At 71.7% G+C, this 25,054-nt stretch carries 29 protein-coding genes; 13 read left to right on the top strand and 16 right to left on the bottom strand.

Annotation, left to right across the window (positions count from 1 at the left end; genetic code table 11):
- The first annotated feature begins 19 nt into the window (after nt 1-19).
- Nucleotides 20-577 (top strand): NADPH-dependent FMN reductase, encoded by a 558-nt coding sequence (locus ACYU8V_RS01040; protein ID WP_460844571.1) that lies wholly within the window; start codon nt 20-22, stop codon nt 575-577.
- A 19-nt stretch (nt 578-596) separates the two neighbouring features.
- Here the strand turns inward: ACYU8V_RS01040 and ACYU8V_RS01035 are convergent, their stop codons facing one another.
- Nucleotides 597-1,499, bottom strand: coding sequence for a LysR family transcriptional regulator (locus tag ACYU8V_RS01035; protein ID WP_460844570.1), 903 nt, complete (start codon nt 1,497-1,499; stop codon nt 597-599).
- Between the two features lie 76 nt (nt 1,500-1,575).
- Here ACYU8V_RS01035 and ACYU8V_RS01030 point away from each other — a divergent pair, with 76 nt between their 5' ends.
- Nucleotides 1,576-2,658 (top strand): TDT family transporter, encoded by a 1,083-nt coding sequence (locus ACYU8V_RS01030; protein WP_460844569.1) that lies wholly within the window; start codon nt 1,576-1,578, stop codon nt 2,656-2,658.
- Here ACYU8V_RS01030 and ACYU8V_RS01025 read toward each other — a convergent pair.
- The gene (locus ACYU8V_RS01025; protein ID WP_460844568.1) at nt 2,625-3,263 is read right to left on the bottom strand and encodes a TetR/AcrR family transcriptional regulator; all 639 of its coding nucleotides are present in this window, start codon (nt 3,261-3,263) and stop codon (nt 2,625-2,627) included. The two genes, ACYU8V_RS01030 and ACYU8V_RS01025, sit on opposite strands and share 34 nt — an antisense overlap.
- Nucleotides 3,264-3,324: 61 nt before the next feature.
- Here ACYU8V_RS01025 and ACYU8V_RS01020 point away from each other — a divergent pair, with 61 nt between their 5' ends.
- Complete coding sequence (locus ACYU8V_RS01020) at nt 3,325-3,810, top strand: VOC family protein (protein WP_460844567.1); 486 nt, start codon at nt 3,325-3,327, stop codon at nt 3,808-3,810.
- A 7-nt stretch (nt 3,811-3,817) separates the two neighbouring features.
- On the opposite strand, the gene ACYU8V_RS01015 is transcribed toward ACYU8V_RS01020, so the two are convergent.
- Nucleotides 3,818-5,578, bottom strand: coding sequence for an urease subunit alpha (locus ACYU8V_RS01015; protein WP_460844566.1), 1,761 nt, complete (start codon nt 5,576-5,578; stop codon nt 3,818-3,820).
- Complete coding sequence (gene ureA / locus ACYU8V_RS01010; protein ID WP_460844565.1) at nt 5,575-6,288, bottom strand: urease subunit gamma; 714 nt, start codon at nt 6,286-6,288, stop codon at nt 5,575-5,577. Before ureA ends, ACYU8V_RS01015 begins: the two co-directional genes overlap by 4 nt.
- 57 nt (nt 6,289-6,345) lie before the next feature.
- Here ureA and ACYU8V_RS01005 point away from each other — a divergent pair, with 57 nt between their 5' ends.
- Complete coding sequence (locus tag ACYU8V_RS01005; RefSeq protein ID WP_460844564.1) at nt 6,346-7,344, top strand: LacI family DNA-binding transcriptional regulator; 999 nt, start codon at nt 6,346-6,348, stop codon at nt 7,342-7,344.
- A gap of 12 nt (nt 7,345-7,356) precedes the next feature.
- Here ACYU8V_RS01005 and ACYU8V_RS01000 read toward each other — a convergent pair whose 3' ends face one another.
- The gene (locus ACYU8V_RS01000; RefSeq protein WP_460844563.1) at nt 7,357-7,980 is read right to left on the bottom strand and encodes a TetR/AcrR family transcriptional regulator; all 624 of its coding nucleotides are present in this window, start codon (nt 7,978-7,980) and stop codon (nt 7,357-7,359) included.
- 139 nt (nt 7,981-8,119) lie between these two features.
- Here ACYU8V_RS01000 and ACYU8V_RS00995 point away from each other — a divergent pair, with 139 nt between their 5' ends.
- Entirely contained in the window at nt 8,120-8,995 is an 876-nt protein-coding gene (locus tag ACYU8V_RS00995; RefSeq protein WP_460844562.1) for a lipase family alpha/beta hydrolase, read from the top strand.
- Nucleotides 8,996-9,016: 21 nt separating this feature from the next.
- Here the strand turns inward: ACYU8V_RS00995 and ACYU8V_RS00990 are convergent, their stop codons facing one another.
- The 3 genes from ACYU8V_RS00990 to ACYU8V_RS00980 are packed head-to-tail and all read right to left on the bottom strand — an operon-like array spanning nt 9,017 to nt 11,332.
- Entirely contained in the window at nt 9,017-9,784 is a 768-nt protein-coding gene (locus ACYU8V_RS00990; protein WP_460844561.1) for a MerR family transcriptional regulator, read from the bottom strand.
- 4 nt (nt 9,785-9,788) lie between these two features.
- Entirely contained in the window at nt 9,789-10,577 is a 789-nt protein-coding gene (locus ACYU8V_RS00985) for an ABC transporter permease (protein WP_460844560.1), read from the bottom strand.
- Complete coding sequence (locus ACYU8V_RS00980) at nt 10,577-11,332, bottom strand: ABC transporter ATP-binding protein (RefSeq protein WP_460844559.1); 756 nt, start codon at nt 11,330-11,332, stop codon at nt 10,577-10,579. The genes ACYU8V_RS00985 and ACYU8V_RS00980 overlap by 1 nt, the downstream gene beginning before the upstream one ends.
- A 79-nt stretch (nt 11,333-11,411) precedes the next feature.
- Between ACYU8V_RS00980 and ACYU8V_RS00975 the strand changes: the two genes are divergently transcribed.
- Together ACYU8V_RS00975 and ACYU8V_RS00970 are read left to right on the top strand one after the other, a co-directional pair.
- The gene (locus tag ACYU8V_RS00975) at nt 11,412-11,735 is read left to right on the top strand and encodes a PadR family transcriptional regulator (RefSeq protein WP_460844558.1); all 324 of its coding nucleotides are present in this window, start codon (nt 11,412-11,414) and stop codon (nt 11,733-11,735) included.
- The gene (locus ACYU8V_RS00970; protein ID WP_460844557.1) at nt 11,732-12,514 is read left to right on the top strand and encodes an HAAS signaling domain-containing protein; all 783 of its coding nucleotides are present in this window, start codon (nt 11,732-11,734) and stop codon (nt 12,512-12,514) included. Before ACYU8V_RS00975 ends, ACYU8V_RS00970 begins: the two co-directional genes overlap by 4 nt.
- On the opposite strand, the gene ACYU8V_RS00965 is transcribed toward ACYU8V_RS00970, so the two are convergent.
- Together ACYU8V_RS00965 and ACYU8V_RS00960 are read right to left on the bottom strand one after the other, a co-directional pair.
- Entirely contained in the window at nt 12,511-12,918 is a 408-nt protein-coding gene (locus tag ACYU8V_RS00965; RefSeq protein ID WP_460844556.1) for a hypothetical protein, read from the bottom strand. The genes ACYU8V_RS00970 and ACYU8V_RS00965 overlap by 4 nt on opposite strands.
- A 130-nt stretch (nt 12,919-13,048) precedes the next feature.
- A complete protein-coding gene (locus tag ACYU8V_RS00960; protein ID WP_460844555.1) occupies nt 13,049-14,383 on the bottom strand; it encodes a cation:dicarboxylate symporter family transporter in 1,335 nt (444 codons plus the stop codon).
- A gap of 133 nt (nt 14,384-14,516) precedes the next feature.
- Between ACYU8V_RS00960 and ACYU8V_RS00955 the strand changes: the two genes are divergently transcribed.
- The 5 genes from ACYU8V_RS00955 to ACYU8V_RS00935 all read left to right on the top strand — a co-directional run bounded on the left by ACYU8V_RS00955 (nt 14,517) and on the right by ACYU8V_RS00935 (nt 19,805).
- Nucleotides 14,517-16,112 carry a sensor histidine kinase gene (locus ACYU8V_RS00955; RefSeq protein WP_460844554.1) on the top strand — a complete coding sequence of 532 codons (1,596 nt, stop codon included), beginning with the start codon at nt 14,517-14,519 and terminating at the stop codon, nt 16,110-16,112.
- Entirely contained in the window at nt 16,109-16,801 is a 693-nt protein-coding gene (locus ACYU8V_RS00950) for a response regulator (protein ID WP_460844553.1), read from the top strand. Before ACYU8V_RS00955 ends, ACYU8V_RS00950 begins: the two co-directional genes overlap by 4 nt.
- 87 nt (nt 16,802-16,888) lie before the next feature.
- Nucleotides 16,889-18,109: an arylsulfotransferase family protein gene (locus ACYU8V_RS00945; protein ID WP_460844552.1), complete on the top strand. Its 1,221-nt coding sequence runs from the start codon at nt 16,889-16,891 to the stop codon at nt 18,107-18,109.
- Between the two features lie 48 nt (nt 18,110-18,157).
- A complete protein-coding gene (gene mmuM / locus ACYU8V_RS00940; RefSeq protein WP_460844551.1) occupies nt 18,158-19,063 on the top strand; it encodes a homocysteine S-methyltransferase in 906 nt (301 codons plus the stop codon).
- Nucleotides 19,041-19,805, top strand: coding sequence for a class I SAM-dependent methyltransferase (locus tag ACYU8V_RS00935; protein WP_460844550.1), 765 nt, complete (start codon nt 19,041-19,043; stop codon nt 19,803-19,805). Before mmuM ends, ACYU8V_RS00935 begins: the two co-directional genes overlap by 23 nt.
- Here the strand turns inward: ACYU8V_RS00935 and ACYU8V_RS00930 are convergent.
- The 3 genes from ACYU8V_RS00930 to ACYU8V_RS00920 all read right to left on the bottom strand — a co-directional run bounded on the left by ACYU8V_RS00930 (nt 19,778) and on the right by ACYU8V_RS00920 (nt 22,243).
- Nucleotides 19,778-20,611 (bottom strand): universal stress protein, encoded by an 834-nt coding sequence (locus ACYU8V_RS00930; protein WP_460844549.1) that lies wholly within the window; start codon nt 20,609-20,611, stop codon nt 19,778-19,780. The genes ACYU8V_RS00935 and ACYU8V_RS00930 overlap by 28 nt on opposite strands.
- A gap of 215 nt (nt 20,612-20,826) precedes the next feature.
- On the bottom strand, nt 20,827-21,720 hold the full coding sequence (locus ACYU8V_RS00925) for a Kiwa anti-phage protein KwaB-like domain-containing protein (RefSeq protein ID WP_460844548.1): 894 nt from the start codon (nt 21,718-21,720) through the stop codon (nt 20,827-20,829).
- Nucleotides 21,721-21,739: 19 nt separating this feature from the next.
- A complete protein-coding gene (locus ACYU8V_RS00920) occupies nt 21,740-22,243 on the bottom strand; it encodes a hypothetical protein (RefSeq protein ID WP_460844547.1) in 504 nt (167 codons plus the stop codon).
- A gap of 143 nt (nt 22,244-22,386) precedes the next feature.
- Between ACYU8V_RS00920 and ACYU8V_RS00915 the strand changes: the two genes are divergently transcribed.
- Nucleotides 22,387-23,103, top strand: a complete 717-nt coding sequence (locus ACYU8V_RS00915) for a DUF488 family protein, N3 subclade (protein WP_460844546.1) — start codon at nt 22,387-22,389, stop codon at nt 23,101-23,103.
- On the opposite strand, the gene ACYU8V_RS00910 is transcribed toward ACYU8V_RS00915, so the two are convergent.
- The 3 genes from ACYU8V_RS00910 to ACYU8V_RS00900 all read right to left on the bottom strand — a co-directional run bounded on the left by ACYU8V_RS00910 (nt 23,100) and on the right by ACYU8V_RS00900 (nt 25,047).
- Nucleotides 23,100-23,918, bottom strand: coding sequence for a hypothetical protein (locus ACYU8V_RS00910; RefSeq protein WP_460844545.1), 819 nt, complete (start codon nt 23,916-23,918; stop codon nt 23,100-23,102). The genes ACYU8V_RS00915 and ACYU8V_RS00910 overlap by 4 nt on opposite strands.
- A 150-nt stretch (nt 23,919-24,068) precedes the next feature.
- Nucleotides 24,069-24,680: an HAD domain-containing protein gene (locus ACYU8V_RS00905; protein ID WP_460844544.1), complete on the bottom strand. Its 612-nt coding sequence runs from the start codon at nt 24,678-24,680 to the stop codon at nt 24,069-24,071.
- Nucleotides 24,661-25,047, bottom strand: a complete 387-nt coding sequence (locus ACYU8V_RS00900; protein ID WP_460844543.1) for a hypothetical protein — start codon at nt 25,045-25,047, stop codon at nt 24,661-24,663. The genes ACYU8V_RS00905 and ACYU8V_RS00900 overlap by 20 nt, the downstream gene beginning before the upstream one ends.
- Between the last annotated feature and the right edge of the window lie 7 nt (nt 25,048-25,054).

Raw genomic sequence — 25,054 nt, 5'->3', positions numbered from 1 at the left:
ACCTAGCGAAGGAGACACCATGAAGCTCGGGATCATCATCGGCTCCATCCGCGACGGGCGTAAGGGCACGGCCGTCGCCCAGTGGGTCGCGGACCGCGCCGCCCACGTCGAGGGCGTGGACTTCGAGGTCATCGACCTCAAGTCCTACGACGTCCCGCTGCTCACCTCGGCCACGGTGCCGGCGGCCGCGGACAGGGATTACGAGTCGCCCCAGGTGACCGCGTGGAGCCGGGCCATCGACGCCTGCGACGGCTTCGTGTTCGTGACCCCGGAGTACAACCACGGCGTCCCCGGCGCGTTCAAGAACGCCGTCGACGTGCTCGGCCCGGAGTGGACCGGCAAGACGGTCGGCTTCGTCTCCTACGGCGCCGACGGCGGCGTACGCGCCGTGGAGCAGTGGCGCCAGATCCTCGTCAACTTCCAGATGCTCGACGTGCGGGCGGCCGTGGCGCTGTCGGTGTTCACCGAGTTCGGCGAGGACGGCCTGCAGCTGCAGGACCGGCGCGACGACGAGCTGAAGGGGCTGCTCGAGCAGCTCGTCGAGCTCACCCGGCGGGTGTCGCGGGTCGGCGTCTGACCGGGGCGGCTCAGCGTCCTCAGCCGCGGCGGGCGATGGCGAGCAGGTCGCGCACCGGCCCCTCGGGCGGCCTCGGTCCACCGATCCAGGCGGCCCGGAACTCGCGAGTCAGGTCCAGCGCGACCGGGACCGCGACCAGGGTGCCGAGGTCCAGGTCGGCCCGCGCGGCCTCGGCCGACACGAACGCCGGCGGGCTCCCAGCGCGTACGGCGGCCAGGATCGCCGCGTTCGTCGCCAGCTCGACCTCGGGGTCGGCCAGCCGCGCGCCGGCCGCCTCCAGCGCCTCCTCGACGACGGCGCGGGTGCCGGATCCGCGCTCGCGGCAGGTCAGCGGGCGGGCCGCGATCTCGGCCGCGCGGAGCGGGCTGCGGCGCCGCGCCCAGCGGTCGTCGACGGCGCCCACCAGGACCAGCTCGTCGACGCCGACGACCACCGTGGACAGGCCGGCCACGTCGACGGGGCCCTCGACGAAGCCGAGGTCGGCCTCGCCCCGGCGTACCGCCGCGATGACGTCACCGGAGTTGGCCGCGCGCAGGCTCACCGCGACCTGACGGAGCTGGCGCAGCCGGACCAGCCAGCGCGGCAGGAGGTACTCCGCCGTGGTCATCGAGGCGTGCACGTGCAGCTCCTCGGACCGACCGCGCTGCAGGGTCGCGAGCGCCACCTCGACCTCGGCGGCGCGGGAGAGCAGGTCGTTGCTCCACTCGACCAGCAGCCGGCCCGCCGGCGTCAGCACCGACCCGCGCGGGGCGCGCTGCACCAGCACCAGCCCGGTCTGGGCCTCCATGGCCCGGATCCGCTCGGAGGCGGACTGCTGCGAGATCCCGCTCTCCCGACCCGCCGCGCCGATGCTGCCGAGCCTGGCGACGTCGACGAGCAGCCGCAGCGAGGGCAGGTCGGGCAGGGTCGGGTGGGCGGGCATGGTCACAGGCTATCCCTGTGAGGTCACAGCGCAGCGGTCCCTACCGCGCCCGGCGCGCTGCCACGACGCTGGAGGAATGAGGATCAGCTACGGACCGAACTGGTACGCCGCCGTCATGGGCACCGGCATCGTCGCCGTGGCCCTGGCCGGCCTGCCGGTGGCCGTGCCCGGCATCGCGGCGGTGGCTCTGGGGTTCTGGCTCGCCGCGGTCGCCCTGCTGGTCGCCGTCACCGCGGTCCTGGTGCGGGAGTGCCGTCGGGCGCCCGGCCTGATGCGTCGCCAGTACGACGACCTGCAGCTCTCCCACTTCTACGGCGCTCCCGCGATGGGCGTGATGACGGTGGGCGCCGGGGCGCTCGCCGTCGGGCACCGGATCATCGGGGCCGACGCGGCCCTCGCGGTCGACGCCACGCTCTGGACGATCGGCACCCTGCTGGGCCTGTGGACCGCGGTCGCGGTGCCCTTCCGCGCGATCACCGCCCACGAGGTCGCCGACGACAGCGCGACCGGCGGCTGGCTGATGCCGGTCGTGCCGCCGATGGTCTCGGCCACCGTGGGCGCCGGTCTCGTGCCGCACCTACCGCCGGGCCAGCCGCAGCAGACCCTGCTGTTGCTCTGCTACGCGATGTTCGGGCTCACCGTGCTGGCCGGGCTGCTGGTGCTCACCCAGCTGTGGCAGCGGCTGGTCCGGCACGGCGCGCTCGCGCCCGCCGCGGTCCCGACGGTCTGGATCGTGCTCGGCTTCCTCGGCCAGTCGACGACGGCGGCCCACCACCTCGGCGCGATCGCCCCCTCCGTCGTGCCCGGCTACGGGCACGCGCTGGCCATGCTCGCCGTGGTCTACGGCGTTCCGGTCTGGGGCTTCACGCTGCTCTGGACCGCGCTGGCCCTCGCCCTCACCGTGCGCCAGGTCCGGCTCGGGCTGCCGTTCGCGCCGACCTGGTGGTCCTTCACCTTCCCGGTGGGCACCGTCGTCACCGGCACCAGCGCGCTGGCCGCGGCGACCGGCCTCGACCTGTTCCGGTACGCCGCCTGCCTCGCCCTGCTCGGCCTGCTCATCGGGTGGGCGACGGCCGCGGCCGGCACCGTCCGCGCCCTCGCCCCGAGGGGGTCGCGGGAGCCGCGTCAGCGCTCGGCCAGGACCGCCGTCACGGTCTGACGCAGCCAGGCGGCGTAGCGCCGCGACGACCACCCGGTGGTGCGGCGCAGCAGCAGGTAGGTCTCGGCCTGGAACGCCATAGCGATCGTCTCCTCCTGCCACACCCGGGTGTCGCGATCGTCCGGACGGACCACCAGGCCGTCACGCCGCACGCGACCGACGAACTGCCGCAGGAGACGCCGGGTCTCGGTCCGGCCGGCGGCGAACGCCTCGGCGATCTCGGGCTCGGCCGACTGCACCCCGAGGGCGACCTCGAAGAGGTCGGCCGCCCGGCGGTGCAGCGCCGTGCTGCCGGCGACCAGGGCGTCGACCCGCTCGGTCAGCGTGGCGGCGGTGAGGGCGCGGTCGACCCAGGCGCGCTCGGCCACCGATCGGTGCTCGGTGTCGCCGGCCACCGCCACGTCGACGGTACGACGCAGCAGCGCGACCTTCGTCCCGAAGCGCACATAGACCGTGCGGTGGGCCACCCCGGCCGCATCGGCGACGGCGGTCAGGGTCGTGGCCTGGTAGCCCTCCCGCACGAACAGCTCGGCCGCGGCATCGAGGATGCGCTGCTCGGTCTCGGCCACCCGGGCGGCGCGACGATCGTTGACAGGAGTGCTCACGACGATGCAGTCTAACTGTATCGATGCAGTGTCACTGCAATCAGATCAGGAGATGGTTCGGATGGCGGATGTCCCGCTCCTCGACGGTGTGCACCACGTCAAGCTGCCCGTGGCCGATCTCGAGCGCAGTCGCGACTGGTACGTCAGCCGCCTGGGCTACGAGACGATGATCGAGTTCACCAAGGACGGTCGCCTGACCGGCATCACCCTGAGCCACCCACGGGGCGGCCCGATGCTCGGCCTGGTCCACCACCCCGAGCTCGCGGCCCGCGCCGCCGGCTTCGACTACTTCTCGATCGCGGTGCCGGACAAGGAGTCGATCGACGCGCTCGCCGCGCGCCTGGCCGACCTCGGCGAGCAGAACGCCGGCGTCCAGTTCGCCACGCTCGGCTGGATCCTGCCGATGACCCACGACCCCGACGGCCACGAGGTCCGCTTCTACACGACCTCCCAGCACACCGAGCTGCCCGCCGACGGCCCCCTCGTGGCCGAGGACCCCGCCGGGACCTCGAAGGAGCGGGAGCGGGCCTACCTCGCGGGCTCCTAGCCGGAACTCAGAGGAAGTAGAGCCGGTTCAGTGACACCGACTCGGCGGGCGGCGAGTCGACGACCTCGCCCTCGAAGCTGACCCGCCCCGTCGTCGACACGTCCACCGCGCCCAGCCGCGCGTTGCGGATCAGGTCGGCCGGGCCGATGCCGCGGGTGTGCCGCACCCCGACCCGGCGCCGCCGGGTCGGCAGCCCGTCGGCGGGCGCACCGAGCGAGGCGGCCGCGGCGGCGGCCTGGGACACGAAGGCGACCGACAGCTCGGCGGGTGCGGCGCCGTACGCACCGAACTGCCTGTCGATCACCAGCGGCTGGCTGGTGTCGGTGGAGGCGTTGGGGTCGCCGACGACGCCGTACGCCGGGAAGCCGGCCTTGAGGACCAGCTGCGGCTTCGCGCCGAAGTGGTCGGGGCGCCAGAGCACGATGTCGGCGAGCTTGCCGACCTCGATCGAGCCGACCTCGTGGGACAGCCCGTGCGCGATGGCCGGGTTGATCGTGAGCTTCGCGATGTAGCGCAGCACCCGGATGTTGTCATCGTCCCCATCGCCGTCGAGCGGGCCGCGGTCGAGCTTGTTCTTGCCGGCCATCGCGAAGGTACGCCGGACCGTCTCCCCCGCCCGCCCCATGCCCTGGGCGTCGGAGGAGGTGATGCCGATGACCCCGAGGTCGTGCAGCACGCCCTCGGCGCCCATCGTCCCGGCCCGGATCCGGTCGCGCGCCATCTCGGCGTCGCCGGGCAGGTCGACCTTCAGCGCGTGGGCGGACACGATCATCCCGAAGTGCTCGTCGAGCGCGTCCCGCCCGAACGGCAGCGTGGGGTTGGTCGAGGAGCCGATCACGTTGGGGACGCCGGCCATCTTGAGCACGTTCGGCACGTGCCCGCCGCCGCAGCCCTCGATGTGGAAGGCGTGGATGGTGCGGCCCTCGAGCACGGCCAGGGTGTCCTCGACCGAGAGGCACTCGTTGAGCCCGTCGGTGTGCAGGGCCACCTGGACGTCGTACTCCTCGGCGACGCGGAGGGCGGTGTCCAGCGCACGGGTGTGCGCGCCCATGTCCTCGTGCACCTTGAACCCGCAGGCGCCGCCCTCGACCAGCGCCTCCACCAGCGGCGCCTCGTGCGAGGACGACCCGCGCGCCAGGAAGCCGATGTTCACCGGCCAGGCGTCGAAGGCTCCGAACGCGTGCCCCAGCGCCCACGGCGAGTTCACGCCGACGCCCCACACCGGCCCGAACTCCTGGCCGATGATCGTGGTGACGCCGGACGCCAGCGAGGCCTCCATGATCCGTGGCGAGAGCAGGTGCACGTGGGTGTCGATGGCTCCGGCGGTCGCGATCATGCCCTCGCCGGACACGATCGTGGTGCCGGTCGAGGTCACGACCTCGACGCCGGGCGTGGTGTCCGGGTTTCCGGCCCGCCCGATGGAGACGATGCGGCCGTCCTTGATGCCGATCGACGTCTTGCGGATCCCCTGGACGGCGTCGATCACGACCACGTTGCTGATCACGACGTCGCAGGTCTCGCGCAGCGACGTCGCCTGCAGGTGCATGCCGTCGCGCGCGGTCTTGCCGAATCCGGCGAGGAACTCGTCGCCGGGGTGCTGCGAGTCCGACTCCACCCGGATCACCAGCCCGCTGTCGCCGAGCCGCAGCCGGTCGCCGGCGCGGGGGCCGTGTGTGGCGATGTAGTCGGCCGGGTCCTGGTCGGCCCAGGACCCCACCGGGCCGCCCTGGCCGTGGCATCCGTGGATCGACTCGCCGCTCCTGCTCATCGCTCGCCCTCCTCGGAGCCGTCGAACGTCGTCAGGTACCCGCACGCCCGCGCCTTCTCCAGCGCGGCCTCGGCCGCACCCGGCGCGTCCAGGGCGCCGTCGACCAGCCCCGCGAACCCGATCGCGACCCGGTCGCCCCCGATCGGCACCAGCTCGACGCCGACCACCGCGCCCGGATCGAAGCGGACCGAGGATCCCGCCGGCACGTGCAGCCGCATCCCGTAGGCGCGCTCGCGGTCGAACGCCAGCCGCGGGTTGGTCTCGAAGAAGTGGAAGTGGGAGGTGACCGTGATCGGGACCGCGGCCGTGTTGCGGACCGGGAGCGAGACGGCGGGCGGGGACACGGCGTACCCCTCCCCCTCGCCGGCGATCGCGGCGCCCGGCGCCTCCGTCCCGAGCGAGCCGGCACCCCGGAACGGGTCCTCGATCACGCACAGCCGGGTGCCGTCGTCGAAGACGGCCTCGACCTGCAGGCTCGGCAGGAGGTCCGGTACGCCGGGCAGCACGTCGTCCGCGGACAGCACGCTGCGCGCGGCCTCGATGGCCTCGGCCAGCCGCGCCCCGTCGCGCGCCCTCTCGCAGGCGGTGTCGGCGATGAGGGCCGTCGCCTCGGGCAGGTTGAGCCGCAGGCCGCGGGCTCGGCGGGCACGGGCGAGCTCCGCGGCGGTGAAGATCAGCAGCCGGTCGCGCTCGGTGGGGGTGAGCCGCATCGTCGTACCTCCGCGTGGGTGCCGGAACGTTCCGGCAGATCACTCTACACTCGCGCCGTGACCCGTCCGACGATCCACGACGTCGCCGGTCGCGCGGGGGTCTCCACGACCACCGCGTCCGACGCGCTGTCCGGGCGCGGCCGGGTCTCCGAGCGCACCAAGGACAAGGTCCGGAACGCCGCGGAGGAGCTCGGCTACGTGCCGAGCAGCACCGCCCAGCACCTGCGGCGCGCACGCGTCGGAGCGATCGGGCTGTACCTCCCCGAGCTCCCCACCAGCGTGAACTACTACACCCAGTTCACCTCCGGGTGCCTGCGCCGCGTGCACGCGGCGGGCTACGACCTGACGCTCCTCGCGCCGGCCACGCCCGAGCGCGCCCAGTCCCGGCCGCGGGTCGACGGCATCGTGATGATCGACCCGATCGCCGACGACCCGACCATCGCCCAGCTCGCGCGCACGGGCATCCCGATCGTCACCGGCGAGCGCAGCCGGCGCCTGGACCTGCACCCGGCCGGCGTCGTACGGGTCGACCACGAGCAGGTCATCACCGCCGTCCTGGACCACCTGCGACAGCAGGGCGCGCGCCGGCCGGTGCTGCTCGCCCCCGCCGACGGCTCGGACTGGGCCGCGTCGCTGCGCCGCGGGCACGCCCGTTGGTGCGACGCCGCCGGGGTCGAGCCCGCCATCGCGACCGTCGGCTTCTCGGCGAGCCCGGCCGAGATCACCGAGCTGGTGCGGGAGATCCTGCGCAGCGACCCCGGCGTGGACGCGATCGTGTCGGCGCCGGACGCCGCCGCGCTGGGCGTCGCGGGGGCCGCCGCCGACTGCGGCCGTACCGTCGGCACCGACCTGCTGCTCGCCTCCTGCGTCGACAGCCCCGCCATGGAGCTGGCCAGCCCCCCGATCACCGCGGTCGACCTGCACCCGCTGGAGTTCGGACGCGCCTGCGCTGACCTCGTCGTCGACCTCCTCGAGGGACGGATCGACCCGGGCGAGGAGCGCCTGCACGGGTTCGACCTGCTGCTCCGCGCCTCGACAGGCACGCAGCGCTCCTGACGCGACGGCCGATCAGGTCCGGGCGAGCGCCTCCATCCCGCCCCACACGGTGGCCATCAGGTGCTCGACGACGGTCTCGAGTGCCATCTCCGGGTGCCGGCGCCACCACTTCGCGAGCTGCTCGCAGGCCCCGGATACCGCGTGCGCCGTCGCCGATGCCGTCTCGGCGGGCAGCTCGGGCATCGCCGCCGAGATGAGGACGGCGATCCGCTCGGCGGTGTCGTAGCGCAGCTGCGCGGCCTCTGCGGCCACGCCGCCCGCGACGGCCGATCCGCCGCCGTAGAGCAGGTCCCACAGGGTGCTGCGGTCCTGGACGAACTCGTAGTAGGCCGTCACTCCGGCCCGCAGCTGGTCTCCCGGATCCTCCTGGGCCAGCGCGGCCGTCGCGAAGCGGTCCTCGAGCTCGGCACGTGCGGCGCGGACGCACGCCAGGTAGAGCTCGTCGGTGTCCCTGAAGTACTTGTAGACGAGGGTGCGCGTGACCCCGGCCGCCGCGGCCACGTCGTTGACCGAGGTGCCCTGGTAGCCCTGCTCCGCGAAGACGCGCTCGGCGACCCGCAGCAGCTGCTCACGCCGCTTCTCGGGCTCCCAGCGCGTCCGCACCCGCGGCGAGGTGACGGCGGATCGTGCAGGCATGCGCCGAGCATACGGGACCGTAAGAACTGATGACACACCTGTCACCTGTTGACAGGTGACAGGTGTGTCACTAACTTTCGTGTGGTCGCCATCACAGCCCGACCCCGACACCCGGCGGCCCATCCGAGGAGTGGATCCCATGTCCCGCACGCGTCCGTCCCGATCGATCAGGGTGGCCCTCGCCACCGCCGCCACGCTGCTCGGCGTCACCGTCGCGGGCGCCGTCGGCGTCCCTGCTCAGGCCGCCACGAGCAGCGGGATCAACGACTGGAGCTGTCAGCCGAGCGCAGCGCACCCACAGCCGGTCGTCCTCTGGCACGGCCTGGGGTCCAACGGCGACGCCGACATGGGCGCGATGGCGAACAACCTCGCGCAGAAGGGCTACTGCACCTACTACGCGACCTACGGCACGACGTACTACGGCCCGTCCACCGGCGGCCTCGCCTCGATGCGGACCAGCGCCGCCCAGCTGCAGGCGTTCGTCGCCCAGGTGCGGGCCGCGACCGGTGCGGCCAAGGTCGACATCGTCGGTCACTCCGAGGGCACCACCGTCCCGGCGTACTACCTGAAGTTCGACGGTGGAGCCGCGGTGGTCGACCAGTTCGTGGGCTACGGCTCGAACTTCAAGGGCACCAGCCTCGGCGGTCTGCAGACGCTCGCCGACCTGACCGGCTTCCGCCCGATCCTCGACGCCGGCGGTTGCACGGCGTGCAACGAGTTCGCACCCGCCTCCCCCTACATGGCCGACCTCAACAGCGGTGGCGTCACCGTCTCCGGCCCGCACTACACCAGCATCGTGACCCGGTACGACGAGGCGGTGACGCCGTACACGAGCGGGATCCTGCCAGCGGCCCCCAACGTCACGAACTACACGCTCCAGGACGTGTGCGGGCTCGACTTCAGCGGTCACATCGCCCTGACGGTCGACCCCAACGTGATGGCGCTGGTGGCGAACGCCCTGGACCCGGCGCACGCCACCCCGGTCCCGTGCGTGCCGATGCCCTGGGTCTCCTGACCGCGGCCGGCGGGCCCGGGCTCAGCCCCTGATCCGCTCCAGCCGGGTCCACCCCGTCCAGCCCCGCTCCTCCAGCAGCTGCAGCAGGCGCGGGGCCATCGGGACCAGGTCGAGGAAGAGGGAGTCGAGCAGCGCGACCAGCTCGTCGGGGATCGCCGCGCCCTGCCAGGCCTCCTCGTCGGCCGGGTCCGCCGCCTCGATGGAGGCGACGAGGGCGTCGACCAGCCCGACGATCCGCGGATCGTCGGGTGCCCACGTGATGGCATCGGCCAGCTCGGCGTACAGGGCGGCCGTCGCGGGGTCGTCGAGCTGGGTGTTCTTCAGCTCCATGAACAGCCCCATGTGCTCGGGGGTCTGGGCCGCGACCATGATCCAGGCGTCCCGCTCGCCCGCGATCAGGGTCTCGTCGATGCCCATCGCCCGGAGCCGTGCGAGGTACGCCGCCGCCTCGGGCGGCAGCGCCAGGTTGTCGCCGGCCGCCAGCTGCGCGATCCGCTCCCGGTGCCGCTGCCGTTCGCGGATCTCCGCGCGGAGCCGCCGGTCGATCTCCGCGACGGCGGCGGCGAACTCCTCCTCGCCGGCCTCGAGCAGCTCCGCGACCCTCGCCAGCGGTACGCCGGCGTCGGCCAGCGTGCGGATCTTGATCAGCTCGGCGACCGCGCGGGCGTCGTACCGCCGATAGCCGGAGTGGTCCCGCTCGGGCTCGGGAAGCAGGCCCTTGGCGTGGTAGTGCCGGACCGCGCGGATCGTGACGCCGGCGTACGACGCGAGCTCTCCGATCGTCAGCATGGGATCAGCGTGCCGCAGGGCGGGTGAAGAGCCGCAGCGCCCACGCGGAGCTCAGCGCCGTGACCAGCACACACCACCCGATCGTCCACGCGAGGTCGCTGCCCGGGTCGCGCCCGGCCAGGTAGGCCCGCAGCGTCTCGATCACCGGCGTGAACGGCTGGTGCCGCGCGACCCAGGCCAGGCCGGGCGCCATCGAGTCGGTCGGCACGAACGCACTGGACAGGAACGGGAGCAGCATGAGGAACATCGGGGTGTTGCTGGCCGTCTCCACGCTGCCTGCCGCGAGGCCGAGGGCCACGCAGAGCCAGGTGAGCGCGATGGCCAGCAGGGTCAGGACGCCGAGGGCACCGACCCAGCCGGTCACTCCGGCGTGCGGCCGGAAGCCGAGCGCCAGCGCGAGCGCGAGCACGGCACCGACGGCGATCGCGGTCTGCACGAGGGCGGCGAGCACCAACCCGGTGAGGACCGACGACCGCGCGATCGGCAGGGTCTTGAACCGGTCGATGATGCCCTCGGTGGCGTCCTTGGCCGCGTAGATGGCGATGCTCAACGCGACCGACGAGACGGTGATGATGAGGATGGCCGGCGACACGTAGGCCAGGTAGGCGCTGCGGCCACCGCCACCCGGCAGCCCGGCTCCCATGGTGCCGCCGAAGACGTAGACGAAGAGCAGCAGGAACAGCACCGGCTGGGCGATGAGCATGATCGTCAGCGACGGATAGCGGAGCATGTGCAGCAGGTTGCGGTGGAGCATGGTGCGCGAGTCGCGCACGGCGTAGGTGACGGTGGACATCACACGGCCTCCTTCTCGGCGGTCGCGTCGAGCTCGGTCAGCGCGAGGAAGACCTCGTCGAGGGTGTCGCGTCCCGCCTGTGCCTTGAGCTCGGCGGGCGTGCCCTCGGCGACGAGCCGGCCGCCGTGCAGTACCCCCACGGTGTGCGCGAGCTGGTCGGCCTCCTCGAGGTACTGGGTGGTCAGGAAGATGGTCACGCCGTCGGCCAGCAGCTCGCGGACGACCTCCCACAGGTCGCGCCGGCTGCGCGGGTCCAACCCGGTGGTCGGCTCGTCGAGGAAGATCAGCCGCGGCCGGCTCACCAGCGTCATGGCCAGGTCGAGGCGCCGCTTCATCCCGCCGGAGTACGTCGCCGCGCGCCGGTCGCCCGCGTCGACCAGCCCGAACCGCGCGAGCAGCTCCTCGGCACGGGCGCGCGCCTCCGTGCGCGGCAGGTGGGCGAGGTCGGCCATCAGCCGCAGGTTCTCCCGGCCGGTGAGCAGCTCGTCGATGGCCGAGAACTGCCCGGTGACGCCGATCCGGCGGCGTACCTGGTCGGCCTGGCGGCGTACGTCGGCGCCGGCGACCTGCACCTCCCCCGCGTCGGCGGCGAGCAGCGTGGAGCAGATGTTGACGGTGGTGGTCTTGCCGGAGCCGTTCGGCCCGAGCAGGGCGTAGACGGTGCCGGCGGGGACGGTCAGGTCGAGACCGTCGAGGACGGTCGTCGGGCCGTAGGCCTTGTGGAGTCCGGTGATCCGGAGGGCTGGAGTGGTCATGTCCGCAAGCGTCGGGGGTTGACGCTGCGTCAAGGTCAAGCCTGTTCCTATACCTAGATCGTCGATGTATCGTGGCGGGATGACGACGGACTTCATCCGCGGCCACCTCGAGGGCCTGCTGCTGGCGGTGCTCGTCGAGGGGCCGGCGCACGGCTACGCGCTCGGGCAGCGCCTCGTCGCGCGGAGCGGGGGCGACCTCTCCGTGCCGGAGGGCTCGCTCTACCCGGCGCTGCAGCGCCTCGAGCGCGGCGGCCTCGTGACCAGCTCGTGGGCGGTGGCCGAGGGCCGGCGACGCCGCGTCTACGACCTGACCGCCGCGGGCCGGCGACGGGTGGGCTCGGCGTCGCGCGACTGGCGGCGGTTCGCGACCGCCGTCGACCGGGTGATGGGAGGCCTGGCATGAGCGTGGACGCCTACCTCAGGGAGCTGTCCGCGGCGCTGCGCGTCCGTGGTCGCGCGCGACGCCGGGTCCTCGCCGAGTGCCGCGACCACCTGGAGGAGTCGGCTCTCGTGCATGGCGAGGAGGGCGCGGCGGCGCGGTTCGGCCCCGCCGCGGAGCTCGCGGCCGCGTTCGACGCGGAGGTCGCCGTACGCCGCGCACGGGTCGCGACCCCGGCCACGCTCCTCGGCGTGACCGCCATCGGTGCGTCCACGCTGGTGCTCATCCACAGCGCCGACCCGGGGGTCTCCGGCGTCCCGGTGTGGGCGGCCGTCTTCTTCCTCGCCGCGCAGGGCTCCGCCGCCACGGCAGGCCTTGCCCTGCTGACGACGATCGCGGGGCGGCGGGCGCCGGCCACGTCGTCGTACGCCGCCCGGCTGCGCCGGTGCCACCTCGCCGCCCTCGCCCTGGCGCTGCTCACGATGCTCGCGGCCGGTGCCGCCGTTCCGGGCCGGGCCCCGGCCGCGGAACTGCTGGCCGGCCCGGTGGTCGCACTGGTCGCGGTGGCGCTCGCGCTGCGCACCCGCCGGCTCACCCGGGGTGCGGCTCCGGCACCGGCGATCCGCGTGCCGGCCCCGTTGCTGGTCGCGACGGCCCTCCTGGCCGGGGCCGCCGCGACGACCTGGGACCACCTGGACCACGGCAGCATCGCGTCCTCGGCGACGGCCGGCGCGGTCGAGATGGCGGCCGCCCTCGCCGGGCTCCTCGTCCTCGGACCGGCGCTCGGGGTCCGGCGCCGCTAGAGCCGGTCGGCCAGGTAGAACCAGGTGAAGTAGGAGACCCCCGCCAGCATCCCCAGGTGCCCGAGGATCGACAGTCCCGGCCCGTGCGCCCAGTCGTCGTCGTGGGCCGGCGACGAGTGCCGGCCGCGCGCCGGGAGCCAGCGGGCCAGGATCAGCAGGCCGACGACGGTGAGGATCCACCACAGCACCATCACCAGACCGCCGACCTCTCGGCTGCCGCCCTGCAGGTAGAGCCCCCACCCCGCGATCGCGAGGACCCCCACGACCGTGTGCAGGTGCAGCAGCACCCGCGGCGTCTCCACGACACCGGCCTGCGGCCCGCTCGACGCGAGCCGCAGGTGGGTCAGCAGCACGACGACGGCCGCCACCGCGGTGATCATCCACGTCAGGGTGCCGAGAGTCATCCCGACACCCTGACGGGTGGCCCGCCGCTCGGCAACCCTCGCGGCCACGCCGCTGCCGCTTGTGCTCAGAGGGCTACAGACCTGCGGTGACGACCTGTGACGGTCGTTACTGGAAGGGCCCCGGCGCCGCTCAGGCCGGCACGGGGACCGGCGCCGCCACCGGCTCCGGCGCGGCCGGGAGGTCCTCGGCGACCTCGGCGTACGGCTCGGCGCCCGCGAGCACCCGGTCCAGCCGGGCCCGGTCCAGGCTGCCGGTCCACTGCCCGACCAGCACCGTCGCGATCGCGTTGCCCGCGAAGTTCGTGAGCGCCCGGGCCTCGGACATGAACCGGTCGATGCCGACGATCAGGCCGACCCCGTCCACGAGCTCGGGGCGGTGCGAGCTGAGGCCGCCCGCCAGCGTCGCCATGCCAGCTCCGGTCACGCCCGCCGCACCCTTGGAGGCGATCATCATGAACAGCAGCAGCGAGACCTGGGCGCCCAGCGAGAGCGGCTCGCCCATCGCCTCGGCGATGAACAGCGAGGCCATGGTCAGGTAGATCGCGGTGCCGTCGAGGTTGAAGGAGTACCCGGTCGGTACGACGACCCCGACCGTCGCGCGGTCCACCCCGGCGTGCTCCATCTTGGCCATCAGCCGCGGCAGTGCCGACTCCGAGGAGGAGGTCGACAGGATGAGCAGGAACTCCTTGCCCAGGTAGGCCAGCAGCCGCAGCACGTTGATCCGCGTGGTCAGCCACAGCAGCGCTCCGAGGACGCCGAACACGAACAGCGCGCAGGTCAGGTAGAAGCCGACCATCAGCACCGCGAGGCTCTTCAGCGCATCGACGCCGGTGCTGCCGACGACCGAGGCCATCGCGCCGAACGCACCGATGGGCGCGGCCCACATGATCATCGCCAGGATCCGGAAGACCAGCTTCTGCACGTGGCCGACCGCAGTCACCACCGGCGTACCGGCGGAGCCGAGACCCTGGACGGCGAAGCCGACGAGCAGCGCGATGAGCAGGGTCTGCAGCACCTCGCCCGAGGTGAGCGCGGAGAGCACCGAGGTGGGGATGATGCCGAGCAGGAAGTCGGCCGTGCCGCCCTCCCCGGGCGTCACCTGGGCCTGACCCGCGCCGGCGATCGCGCCGGTGATGCGCAGCCCGTCGCCGGGGTGCAGCAGGTTGCCGACCACGAGGCCGATGCCGAGGGCCACGGTGGACATGGCGGTGAAGTAGGCGAGCGCGAGGCCGCCGACCTTGCCGACCTTCGCGGCGCTCGAGACCGACCCGACGCCGAGCACGATCGTGCAGAAGATGACCGGCTGGATCATCATCTTGATCAGCGCCACGAAGCCCTTGCCCAGCGGGGCGAGCTGGACGGCGAAGTCCGGTGCCACCAGGCCGACGAGGATGCCGAGCGCGACGGCGGCCAGCACGGCCGGGTAGAGATACCTGGTGCGGTTCCTGGGAGCTGCGGTGCTCACGGGTCCTCCTTCACAGCGGGCCGGCACCGTGCCGGCGCCCTCGGAGCACCACCCTCGGTCCCGATGTGAGCGCCGTCACTCTTGTGTTCGTTGTGTTCGCGGCGCCGGACGCGGGCGGTGGAACAATCCGGACATGGCCCGCGGCTCCTCGACCCGTCGCCTGCAGCGCAGGGGCGAACCGTCCCTGGCCCGCCAGATGCTGGTGCTGCAGGTCGTGGTCGTGCTGCTGCTGGGTGCGGCGGCGATCGCCCTGGCGGCGTACGACGCACGCCACGACGCCCGCGCGGACGCGACCCACGAGGTGACCGGCGTGGCGACCACCTTCGCGTCCTCGCCGGACCTGGTCGCGGCCGTGGGGACGCGCGATCCCAGCCGCGAGGTGCAGCCGCTGGCCGAGGCCGTGCGGCACGCGAGCGGCGTCGACTTCGTGACCGTGATGTCGATGCGCCGGATCCGCTACAGCCACCCCGACCCCGCGCAGATCGGCAAGCCGTTCATCGGCGACGTCGGCGACGCCCCGCAGGGCCACGTCTTCACCGAGGAGTACGCCGGCACCCTCGGCCCGTCGGTCCGCGCGGTCGCGCCCATCCGCGACCGGCAGGGCCGGGTCGTCGCGATGGTGGCGGTCGGGATCACGGTCTCGGCCATCGACCGACGGGTGGCCCACACCCTCGCCGCGATCGTGGCCGCCGCGGCCGCCGTGCTGCTGCTCGGGCTGCTCGGCACCTGGCTGGTGTCGCGACGGGTACGCCGCCAGACCCACGGCCTCGGCGCCCACGAGCTGGGCCGGATGTACGAGTTCTACTCCGCCGTCCTCGGCGCGATGCGCGAGGGACTGGTGCTGCTCGACGACGCCGGCCGGGTGCAGCTGACCAACGACGAGGCCCGCCGGCTGCTGGACCTGCCCGAGGACGTCGTCGGGCGGCCGTTCGACGACCTGGGCCTCGCGCCCGGGCTGGTGTCCACGGTGCTCGGCACCACCGCCAGCAGCGACCATCTGTACGCCGCCGGAGAGCGACTCGTCCTGGTCAGCTCCTCGCCGGCGACCTGGGAGGGCCACGAGGTCGGCGCCGTCGTGACGCTGCGCGACCAGACCGAGCTGCGGGCCGCGACCGGCGAGCTGGAGCTGGTCCGCGGGCTGACCGACTCGCTGCACGCGCTCAACCACGAGGCGGCCAACCGGCTGCACACCGTCGTGTCGCTGATCGAGCTGGGCCGTCCTGCCGACGCCCTCGACTTCGCCACGGCCGAGCTCGCGCTCAGCCAGTCGCTCACCGAGCGGCTGGTCGCCGCGGCCGGCGATCCCGCGCTCACCGCCCTGCTGGTCGGCAAGAGCGCGGAGGCGGCCGAGCGCGGGATCGAGCTGACCATCGAGGGCGAGCTGCCCGAGCTCGACGGCATCGCCGGCCGTGACCTCGTCACCGTCGTCGGCAACCTGGTCGACAACGCCTTCGAGGCGGTGGCCTCCTCCTTGCAGCGGCAGGTGCGGGTGCGCTTCGCCGCCGAGCGCGGCGCGGTCATCGAGGTCGACGACAGCGGCCCGGGCCTCACCCCCGAGCAGGCCGAGCACGCCCTGACCCGCGGCTGGTCGACGAAGGCGGAGGCCGGCCACGGGCTGGGGCTGGCCCTGGTCGCCGGGGTCGCGCGCAGCCACGGCGGCACCGTCACGATCGAGCGCGGCGACCTCGGCGGCGCGCGCTTCCGGGTCACGCTGGCGGAGTCGCGATGAGCGCGCCGCTGCCACCGATCCGGGTCCTCGTGGTCGAGGACGAGGTGATCGCGGCCGAGGCGCATGCGGCGTACGTCCAGCGGCTGGAGCGCTTCGAGCTGGTCGGTGTCGCGCACAGCGCGGCGGACGCCGTACGACTCCTCCGGCGCGAGCCCGTCGACCTGCTGCTGCTCGACCTGCACCTGCCCGACGGCCACGGCCTGGCCCTGCTGCAGCGGCTGCGGGCCGAGGGCGTGCTCGCCGACGTCATCGCGGTCACCTCCGCGCGCGACAAGGACGTCGTACGCCGCGCGGCCACCCAGGGCGTCGCCAACTACCTCCTCAAGCCGTTCACCTACGCCGGCTTCAAGGCCAAGCTCGAGCAGTACGCCGCCTACCGTGCCCAGCTCGCCGAGTCGGCGCAGTCGGTCGTCCAGGACGAGATCGACGCGATGTTCGACGCCCTGCACCGCCCGGGCGTCACGCTCCCGAAGGGCATGAGCGCCGAGACCCTCAGCGCCGTGCTGGCGGCCCTGCGCGAGGCGGGCGGGAGTGGCCTGTCGGCCTCGGAGATCGCGGCCCGCACCGGCACCTCACGGGTCACCGCGCGCCGCTACCTCGAGCACCTCGCGGACAGCGGCGAGCTCACCCGCGGCCACCGCTACGGGTCCGGGCGCCCGGAGGTGGAGTACCGCCTGCAGCAACGCTGAGCGCAACGGCGACGGCCTCAGCCCTTCTGCTAGCGTCCTTCTAGTCTAGTAAGTCACTAGACATTGATGCTTCTCGAGGAGACCTCCATGCCCACCACCCCGCGGATCGGCCGACTGGCCACCCTCGCCACCGCTGCCGTCGCGGCGCTCGCCGTCGCCGTCCCCGCCTCCGCCACCCCGACCGCGCCGCCGGTGACCGTCACCACCGACCGCCTGGGCGCCCACGCGGGCGGCGACATCTTCGTGGCGCCGTACTCCTTCGGCGGCTCGGGCTACGCCAACGCCGCCGAGATCCTCAGCCCCGACGGCAGCAGCGTCGTCTGGTCCCACCCCGCCGACCCCGGTACGACGATCGCCGACTTCCGCACCCAGACCTACCGCGGCCGCCCGGTCCTCACCTTCTGGCAGGGCACGGGCCTCGGCGGCCTGGCCACCGGCACCGACTATATCTACGACGACCACTACCGGAAGATCGCCGAGGTCCACGCGGGCAACGGGCTGAGCGCCGACGGCCACGAGTTCCTCATCACCCGTCGCAACACCGCGCTGGTCCTGGCGTACACGCGGTCGACGGCGGACCTCACCTCGATCGGTGGCCCCGCCGACCAGGCCGTGATCAACGGCGTCGTCCAGGAGATCGACATCCGCACCGGCAAGGTCCTCCTCGAGTGGAACAGCGCCGACCACGTCCCGTTCTCCGAGAGCCACCAGCCACTGCCGGCGAGCGCGAGCACCCCGTGGGACTGGTTCCACGTGAACGCGGTCAAGGTCGACAGCACCGGCAACCTGCTCATCGACGCCCGCAACACCTGGACGGCGTACGACGTCGACCGGCGTACCGGTGCGATCGACTGGAGGCTCGGTGGCAAGAACAGCTCCTTCACGCTCCGCGCCGCCGACGGCACCCGGCTCAACGACGCGGGCGAAATCTTCGCGTGGCAGCACGACGCCGAGGACCACGGCAACGGCGTGGTCACCGTCTTCGACAACGAGTCGGCGGGCACCGCGAACACCGGTCAGAACGCCTCGAGCGAGTACCCCAGCAGCCGCGTCACCACGGTCCGGCTCGACACGCGCCGCCACACCGCGACCCTGGTGAGGGAGTACGACGAGCCCACCACCTCGCTCGCGTCCTCGCAGGGCAATGCCCAGGTGCTCGACAACGGCGACGTCTTCACCGGTTGGGGCTCGCTGAACCACCTCTCCGAGTTCAGCCCCTCCGGCGACGTGGTCTTCGACGCGTCGTACCCGACCGGCTACGTCAGCTACCGCGCGTACCGGCTGCCCTGGCACCCGACCGCGGACTGAGCGCACGGATCGACCAGCGCCGATCCACCGGGCTGACAGGATGGGCGCGTGGTCGATTCCTCAACGGTGGTGGTGCTCGACGGCGGCCTCTCGACCGCCCTCGAGCAACGGGGTGCGGATCTCAGCGGCGGCCTGTGGACCGCCCGGCTGCTGGGCGAGGAGCCGGCCCGGATCGTCGAGGCGCACCGGGCGTTCTACGCCGCCGGCGCGCAGGTCGCGACCACCTCGACGTACCAGGCGAGCATCGAGGGCCTCGTCGCCGCCGGGTACGACGAGGCGACGGCCCGGCAGCTGATCCTCAGGAGCGTGGCTCTCGCGCGGGAGGCCCGCGACGAGGTCGCCGACACCCGGCCCGGGCTGCTGGTCGCGGCCTCGGTCGGGCCGTACGGCGCGTTCCTGGCCGACGGGTCGGAGTACCGCGGCAACTACGGGGTGCCGCGGTCGCGGCTGCGGGAGTTCCACGCCTCCCGGCTCGAGCTGCTCGCCGGGACCGAGCCCGACCTGCTCGCGGTCGAGACGATCCCGGACGCCGTCGAGGCCGAGGTCCTGGTCGAGCTGCTGGACGACCTCGGCGTACCCGCCTGGTTCTGCTACTCGGTCAGCGGGACCCGGACCTGTGCCGGGCAGGGGCTGGACGAGGCGTACGGCGTCCTCGCCGGAAGCTCCTCGATCATCGCGGCCGGGGTCAACTGCTCGGCGCAGGAGGACGTCCTGGCGGCCGTCCAGAGCGCCACGCGGACCACCGGACTCCCGGCGATCACCTACCCGAACCGCGGGGGCAGCTGGGACAGCGTCACCAAGACCTGGGCGTACGGCGCCCCCCTCGATCCCGACCTCGTGGCGCCCTGGATCGCCGCCGGCGCCCGCTACGTCGGCGGCTGCTGCGGCACCGGGCCGGAGGACATCGCCCTGCTCGCCGAGCGGTTCGGGGGTGAGCCCGCTGACGAGCTATGACGCGCTCGCCGAGGTGTACGAGTGGCTCATCTCGGACGCGAAGCTGACCCCGGCCGACTTCGCCGCGTCGTTCGACGACGTCCTGGGTCTCGCGCCTCGGGATGCTCGGATCCTCGACTGCTCGTGCGGCACCGGTCAGCTGGCCGTCGGCCTCGCCGGTCGTGGCCTGCAGGTCGTCGCGACCGACGCCAGTGCGGCGATGGTGCGTCGTACGGCGGAGCTGGCCGCGGAGCACGGGGCAGCTGTCCGGACCCTCCAGGCCGACTGGCAGGCGCTGCCCGACCACTTCGAGGACGCCAGCTTCGACATGGTCTTCTGCGTCGGCAACTCGCTGCACCACGCCGCGGGCGCGAGCGGAAGACTCGCCGCGCTGGCGTCGATGTCACGACTCCTTCGCCCCGGCGGGCACCTGGTGCTCACCTCCCGCACCTGGGAGCTCGTGCGATCCAGGGGCTCCCGGCTCGACATCGGCGACCGCCTCGTCCGCCGGAACGGTCGCGACGCCGTCGTCGTCTACCGCTGGGAGATCGCACCGCACTGGGAGGACGAGCACCACATCGAGATCGCGATCGCGCAGGTCGGTGCGGCCGGGTCGGTCCTCGTCCGCTCGGAGTTGCTGTCCTGCTGGCCGTACCGGTACGACGAGCTCGAGGCCGACCTTCAGCGCGTCGGCCTCCGCGTGGAGACGAGCACCTTCAGCCTCGACGCCGAGAACTACACGGTCGTGGCGACCGCGGTGTAGCCGCGAATCGCTGACGCGGTGGCGTCGCAGCCGCGGACGAGCTCGTCGTCCGAGGTCTCCGGAACGACCGCGACGACGGTGCGGGAGCGTTCGAGCATCTGCGTCGCGCTGTGCCGGATCGTCCCCCTGCCGGCACGACCGACCACGATCATGTCCCAACGCCACGAGCTCGGGCCGTCGCACTCGTCGGCGAACACGCTGTCCGGCTCGACCGTGACGCGGACCTCGGGGAAGAGCTCGGCGAACCCGGCTGTCGCCTCGGCGATCGACAGCGCGGCCGCAGCCGCCCCGGCGTCGTTCCCGTCGCCGACGATGGTGAGCGGTACGTCGCGCAGGGACGCCTGGTGGAAGGCGAACTCGAGCACGGTGCCGCACGTCGGCGTCGCCTCCGCACCCACCAGGATGCCGCGGTGCACGCGCCCGACCGAGCCGGGTCGGCAGACCACCACGGGGCAGCCCGCGTGCCGGGCGACCGACGCGCTCACCGATCCGAGCACCGCGCTCTCCACAGGCCCACGCCCGCGGGACCCGACGACCAGGAGGTGTGCCGCCAAGGAGAGCTCGTGCAGCACCTCCCGCGGCGGGCCGTCGATCGTGGCCCCGGCCACCTCGATGCCCGGGCGCCAGTGGCGCGCCAGCTCCACCGCCGCCTCGCTCGCCTCGCTCGTGCCCTCAGGTACGGCGGTGACGACGACGAGCCGGCGCCGCTCGAGGTGTGCCTGCTCGGCGGCCCACAGCACCGCCCGCTCGGAGGCGGGCGAGCCGTCGACTGCGACGACGATGCTTCCTGGCTGGATCCTGGTCATACCTCGAGGGTGCGGCCGGGCGGTCGGCACCGCACGGGCCGAAGTGCTCCCGCCCGGGAGACCTTGGCCCTGTGGGGATCGCAGCAGCTGTCGAGATGCAGCGAAGATTGACGGATCTGACGCGAGGAACTTTGACGAAACACCTGGTTCTGGCGAGCCTCGTCAATGTAGAGCAGCAGGACCGAAGCAATCGACACTCATGGCGACCAATCGGTTCACTTGATGCGGCGCTTGCTTCCAGCCGCGAACTCATCGCCCGAGAACTCGCCCTTGAACAGGTCTTCGTTGAGAAGGTTGAGGATCTGCTTGGTGTTCTCGGGGGTGTCGAAGACAAGTTGGCCGCCCGGCATGAGAACCGCCGGGTCGAGTCCGTGCCGTCTCATGCCGTCCTCGACGTCGGCCGGCGTGAGGCTCCGGATGTGCGGCCGTTTGAGAATGGCTTGAAACTTGTTGCGATGGAACTGGTTGCGCTGCAGGGCTTCGTTTAGAAGGACATCGCTACCGGGAGCGAGAGGCAGATGGGCGGCGAGTTCGGTGACCCAGTCGGGGGTCTTCGCGAGGACCACCGCAGAGTGACGAAACAGAGAATCGAAACCGCTCTTGTTGAGGATCAGGACCTTGTCGCTGGTGACGATCAGGTCGAAGGTCTTGTCAAACGCAAAGAGCGGCTCGCTCACCTCGGTGACCTCGCCGCTGAGGAAACGACCGACCAGTGCCTTGGAGCCGAGAGCGACAGGGCTCCGCTTTCGAATGAACGTCACCTTCGATGTGCCCGAGCCGACGACGAGCGCGTAGCAGGTCAGGGAGCGGTCGGCGATGTCCTTCTCAGTCGCCAACGGCAAGTCCGCGCCCTGTTCTACCGTCTGAAGCAGCAGCGTGTCCTGGAGGTCGGCCCGCTCAGCGACGAGGTGCGTGCTGTCCTCCATGTCGACGTCGGGGCCGTAGGGGTGGCCGCTAGAGAGATCGGCGCTGGCTACCTGCGCGAACTCGAGTAGTCGGGCAGCGAGGTCGCCGCCCACCGCCAGGTGCGCTCCGCCGTAGTCGGCGCCAGTCGACCAGGCGACTACGAGTTGACCAGATCCAGTAAGCGTCACTGTGTCGGCGGACATGTATCTCCCTACCCGGCTCTTATCTTCGGCAGTTCTGCTCGACGCGGACGTCGTCGCCGAGCCGCGACGTGCACACGGTATCGCCGGTGAAGTGCGCCTTGCGGGTGATCAGAAAGACGGTTGCGCCACTGTCGGTGGTGACCTGAAGGATCCTCCAGCCAAGAAGGAACAGGAGTGGGTTGACCTGGATGGCGCTCGTTCTCGAATGCACAATCCCAGCGACAACGATGAACGCACCGTAGGCGCAGACGTCCCGCCAGCCGGGCTGGCTGACCGTCACGAACGGCAGCAGGTACCCAGCGAGGTACGACGCCGCTTCACCGCCCGCGTTGTTCACCGAAGCGATGATCATCTCCGGCCCGTTGGTCCCCGAGTGCACCCAGATGATTGCCAGCAACGCAGCGACTCCGGCTGCGGCCAGAGCGATGCATGCGTACACGAGTGCGGGGCGTTCGAAGCGAATGGCGAGGATCCCGAACAACGGCGCATACGACGAGAAGAACAACAGCGGTCGCTGCAGCATGGTGCCTCCTCTCGATCAGGGCCCAGCGTAGGAGTGGGGTCCGACACTGATGGCCACTTCGCACTGTTTCCACGCGGGGGCACGGCCCGCCGGCTCGCGCATGCGTACTCAAATAGTAAATATTTACTGCTACCCTTTAGGCCGTGCGTGTAGGGCGGCCCGCAAAGAACTCCAGGGGCCTCAATGGCCTCGGCGAGGCGCTCACCGATCGACGCAACGCGGCTGGCATCAGCCGCGCGACGCTCGCAGTCAAGGCCGGCATGTCACCCAACACTTTGATGAAGGTCGAGCAGGGACAGACCCGCGACCCTGGCGTGCTGAAGGTTGCAGCTATCTGTCGAGCGCTGTCGGTGTCGATCGATGAACTGGTTAAGGACGCCGAACACCGTCAATCACGTCGGAAGGAAGAGCGCATGACCCACGGGATCGTCTCCGTCGGATACGAGGGGCGCACGATCGACGACTTTGTCGCCGCACTCGTGCGTGCGGGCGTGCACACGGTGGCTGACGTTCGCCTCAACGCGATCAGTCGGAAGGCGGGCTTCTCCAAGACCCGGCTGCAGGAGGCGCTGGCTGCAGCGGGGATTGGCTACCGACACATGCGGAGCCTGGGCAACGCCAAAGAGAACCGCCAGCCGTTCTGGGATGGCCGCGTAGAGGAGGGGCGACGCGTCTTCCGCGAAGCTCTCCAATCGCCCGAGGCCGAGTCATCTCTACACGACCTGGCGAGCTTGGCCGCCAACGAAGTGGTGGCCGTGCTGTGCTTCGAGTCCGACCCAGAGATGTGCCACCGCAAGGTGATCATCGACGAGGTGGTCGGAGCAGCGCCGATGCCGGTCGTTGCCCTGCCTGCCAGTTAGAACAGCGGGGCGTCGAGTTCGGCCTTGGGCCAGAAGACGCCCAGCACTAGGAACGTCGTAAGCCACTGGTGGGTGTTCCCGACGAAGAAGTGGGTGTCGCGATCTGCCCCACAGAGTTGGGTGAGGAACTTGTCGCGAATGCGACCGGGAATCTCAGCCTCCGGATAGTGGCGCGGCCACTTTCTACCGGCCTCGCCGACCTCCCAGTCGATGAGAGTCTGGGTGTGGGTCTGACACCCAGGCTCCTGGCAGCGATACCGGTACTTCACGACGTAGGGGCTCGGTTCGAGCTCCTTCTTGGCGTCAGTGAAGAACGTTGCGTCAGCGGCGAGTGCAGCGAGGGCCTGGCGGTCGGCGTCGAAGCCGTGGTTCTTCTCGACCTCGACGTCCAACACATCAGGCTTGATCAGCCCCAGGGACGGCGCCGCCTTGCGTCCGCTCCGCTCGTTCTGACGTAACAATCTGCACATCGTGGTCTGGCCCACGAGGCTCCCCATCAGCTTACGGCGCTCGGTCCACCGCTGATCCGACCCGGGACCGATGGAGCGCACGACGTTGATGCTCCCTTGAGCCGGGATGAAGCTCTCGGGCCGGGTGTCCTTGCCGCGCCTGACCTCGACGTCAATGACTTCGTACTTCTTGAACCGCTGATACTCGTCGAGGTCGCGGTAAGCGACCGGATAGAGGCGGATCCACTCGGGTTCTGGCTGGTCGAGGCGTACTCCGGCAACGCAGACGACTTCGCCCGACTTCTTGCTGAGCTGCGGGTACGCCTTGACGGTCACCATGACCCGTGCACGCTCGGAGATTGCCATGACAGCAAGGTAAGCAAACCAACCGACAACGTTGGTCGTTCTACACAACCCGCCGGTGCGGCGTGCGTGGCCTCCCGGTACTACGCCACCGGCGTACCTGATCGGTACGCCCAGGGCGTACCGGGACACCGTCCGATCAACTCGCTCAGGTCACCGGACGCCGAGGATGCAGTCACCGACGATCTGGAGATCGAGGGGCCTTAGGCCAGTGTGCTTGTCCGGGGCGAGGAGTAGGGCGTCGACTCCGGCACCGGCCCGGAGGGCGGTCTCGATGGTCCACGCTCGTCGGGCGAGGCTCGCCTCGGCTTGCGCGGGAGCTTGGTGCCTCTGGAGGTGGTCATCGATCCAGACGAGTCTCTGGATCTCGGGGTGGATGCTGAGCCACTCGTCGACGACCCACCACTTCCACCACGGCAGGGCACTCCACCACTCGCCCGCCCACTGCTCTGCCCGAGCGGGGCCGGATTGTGAGTCGGCGATCTCCGGCCAGTCGCGGCCGGGCAGCAGGTCGCGGTCGCGGCGCATGCGTTGGGTCCAGTCGGTGAGCCAGTAGCAGCCGGCGTGCGCGAGGCCGTCGAGCTTGTCGACTGCCGCGCACATGGCTGGTGAGAGCACCAGGCCATGCTCCGGGTCGCCGAGCGTGACGTCATCGCCCCAGACGGTGGGGCCGCCGATCGGCGCGATCACGCCGTCGATGTCCAGGACCACCGCGATCGGCGGCAGGTCAGTCGCGGCTTGCAGCTCAGTGGGCTGGGCGTTCATCTTCAGTCCCATCAAGCTGGAGGCGTCGACTGGTCCCACACCGCGTCGCCGGTGGTGGTGGTGGGAGCTGATCGATGGCGACGATGGCGGAGGTCAGCCGGATGGTGGCGATGCCGTCGTCTCGGACCTGGACGAGGAAGCGGCCGCTAGCCCCGACGCGGGCCTCGATGAGCTGGTGCAGGTGGAGGGGCTCGTGGTCGCGGCGCATCGCACGTAGCTCGGGGACCCGGGTGAGAAGGCGCTGATCGAGGTCGAGCAGGTAGACGCTCCCAGTTGCGGTGGTGATCTGCCATAGGCCGGTGGCCCCATCGTCGATGCTCGCGGTCAAGGTCGCGGGCTCGCTGGATCTGGTCGGGTCATCGGCCATCGCGTTC

The organism is Nocardioides ultimimeridianus, assembly GCF_054777895.1.
Note: the sequence above shows the minus strand (reverse complement) of the source record. Positions and strands in the feature narration are given on the sequence as shown.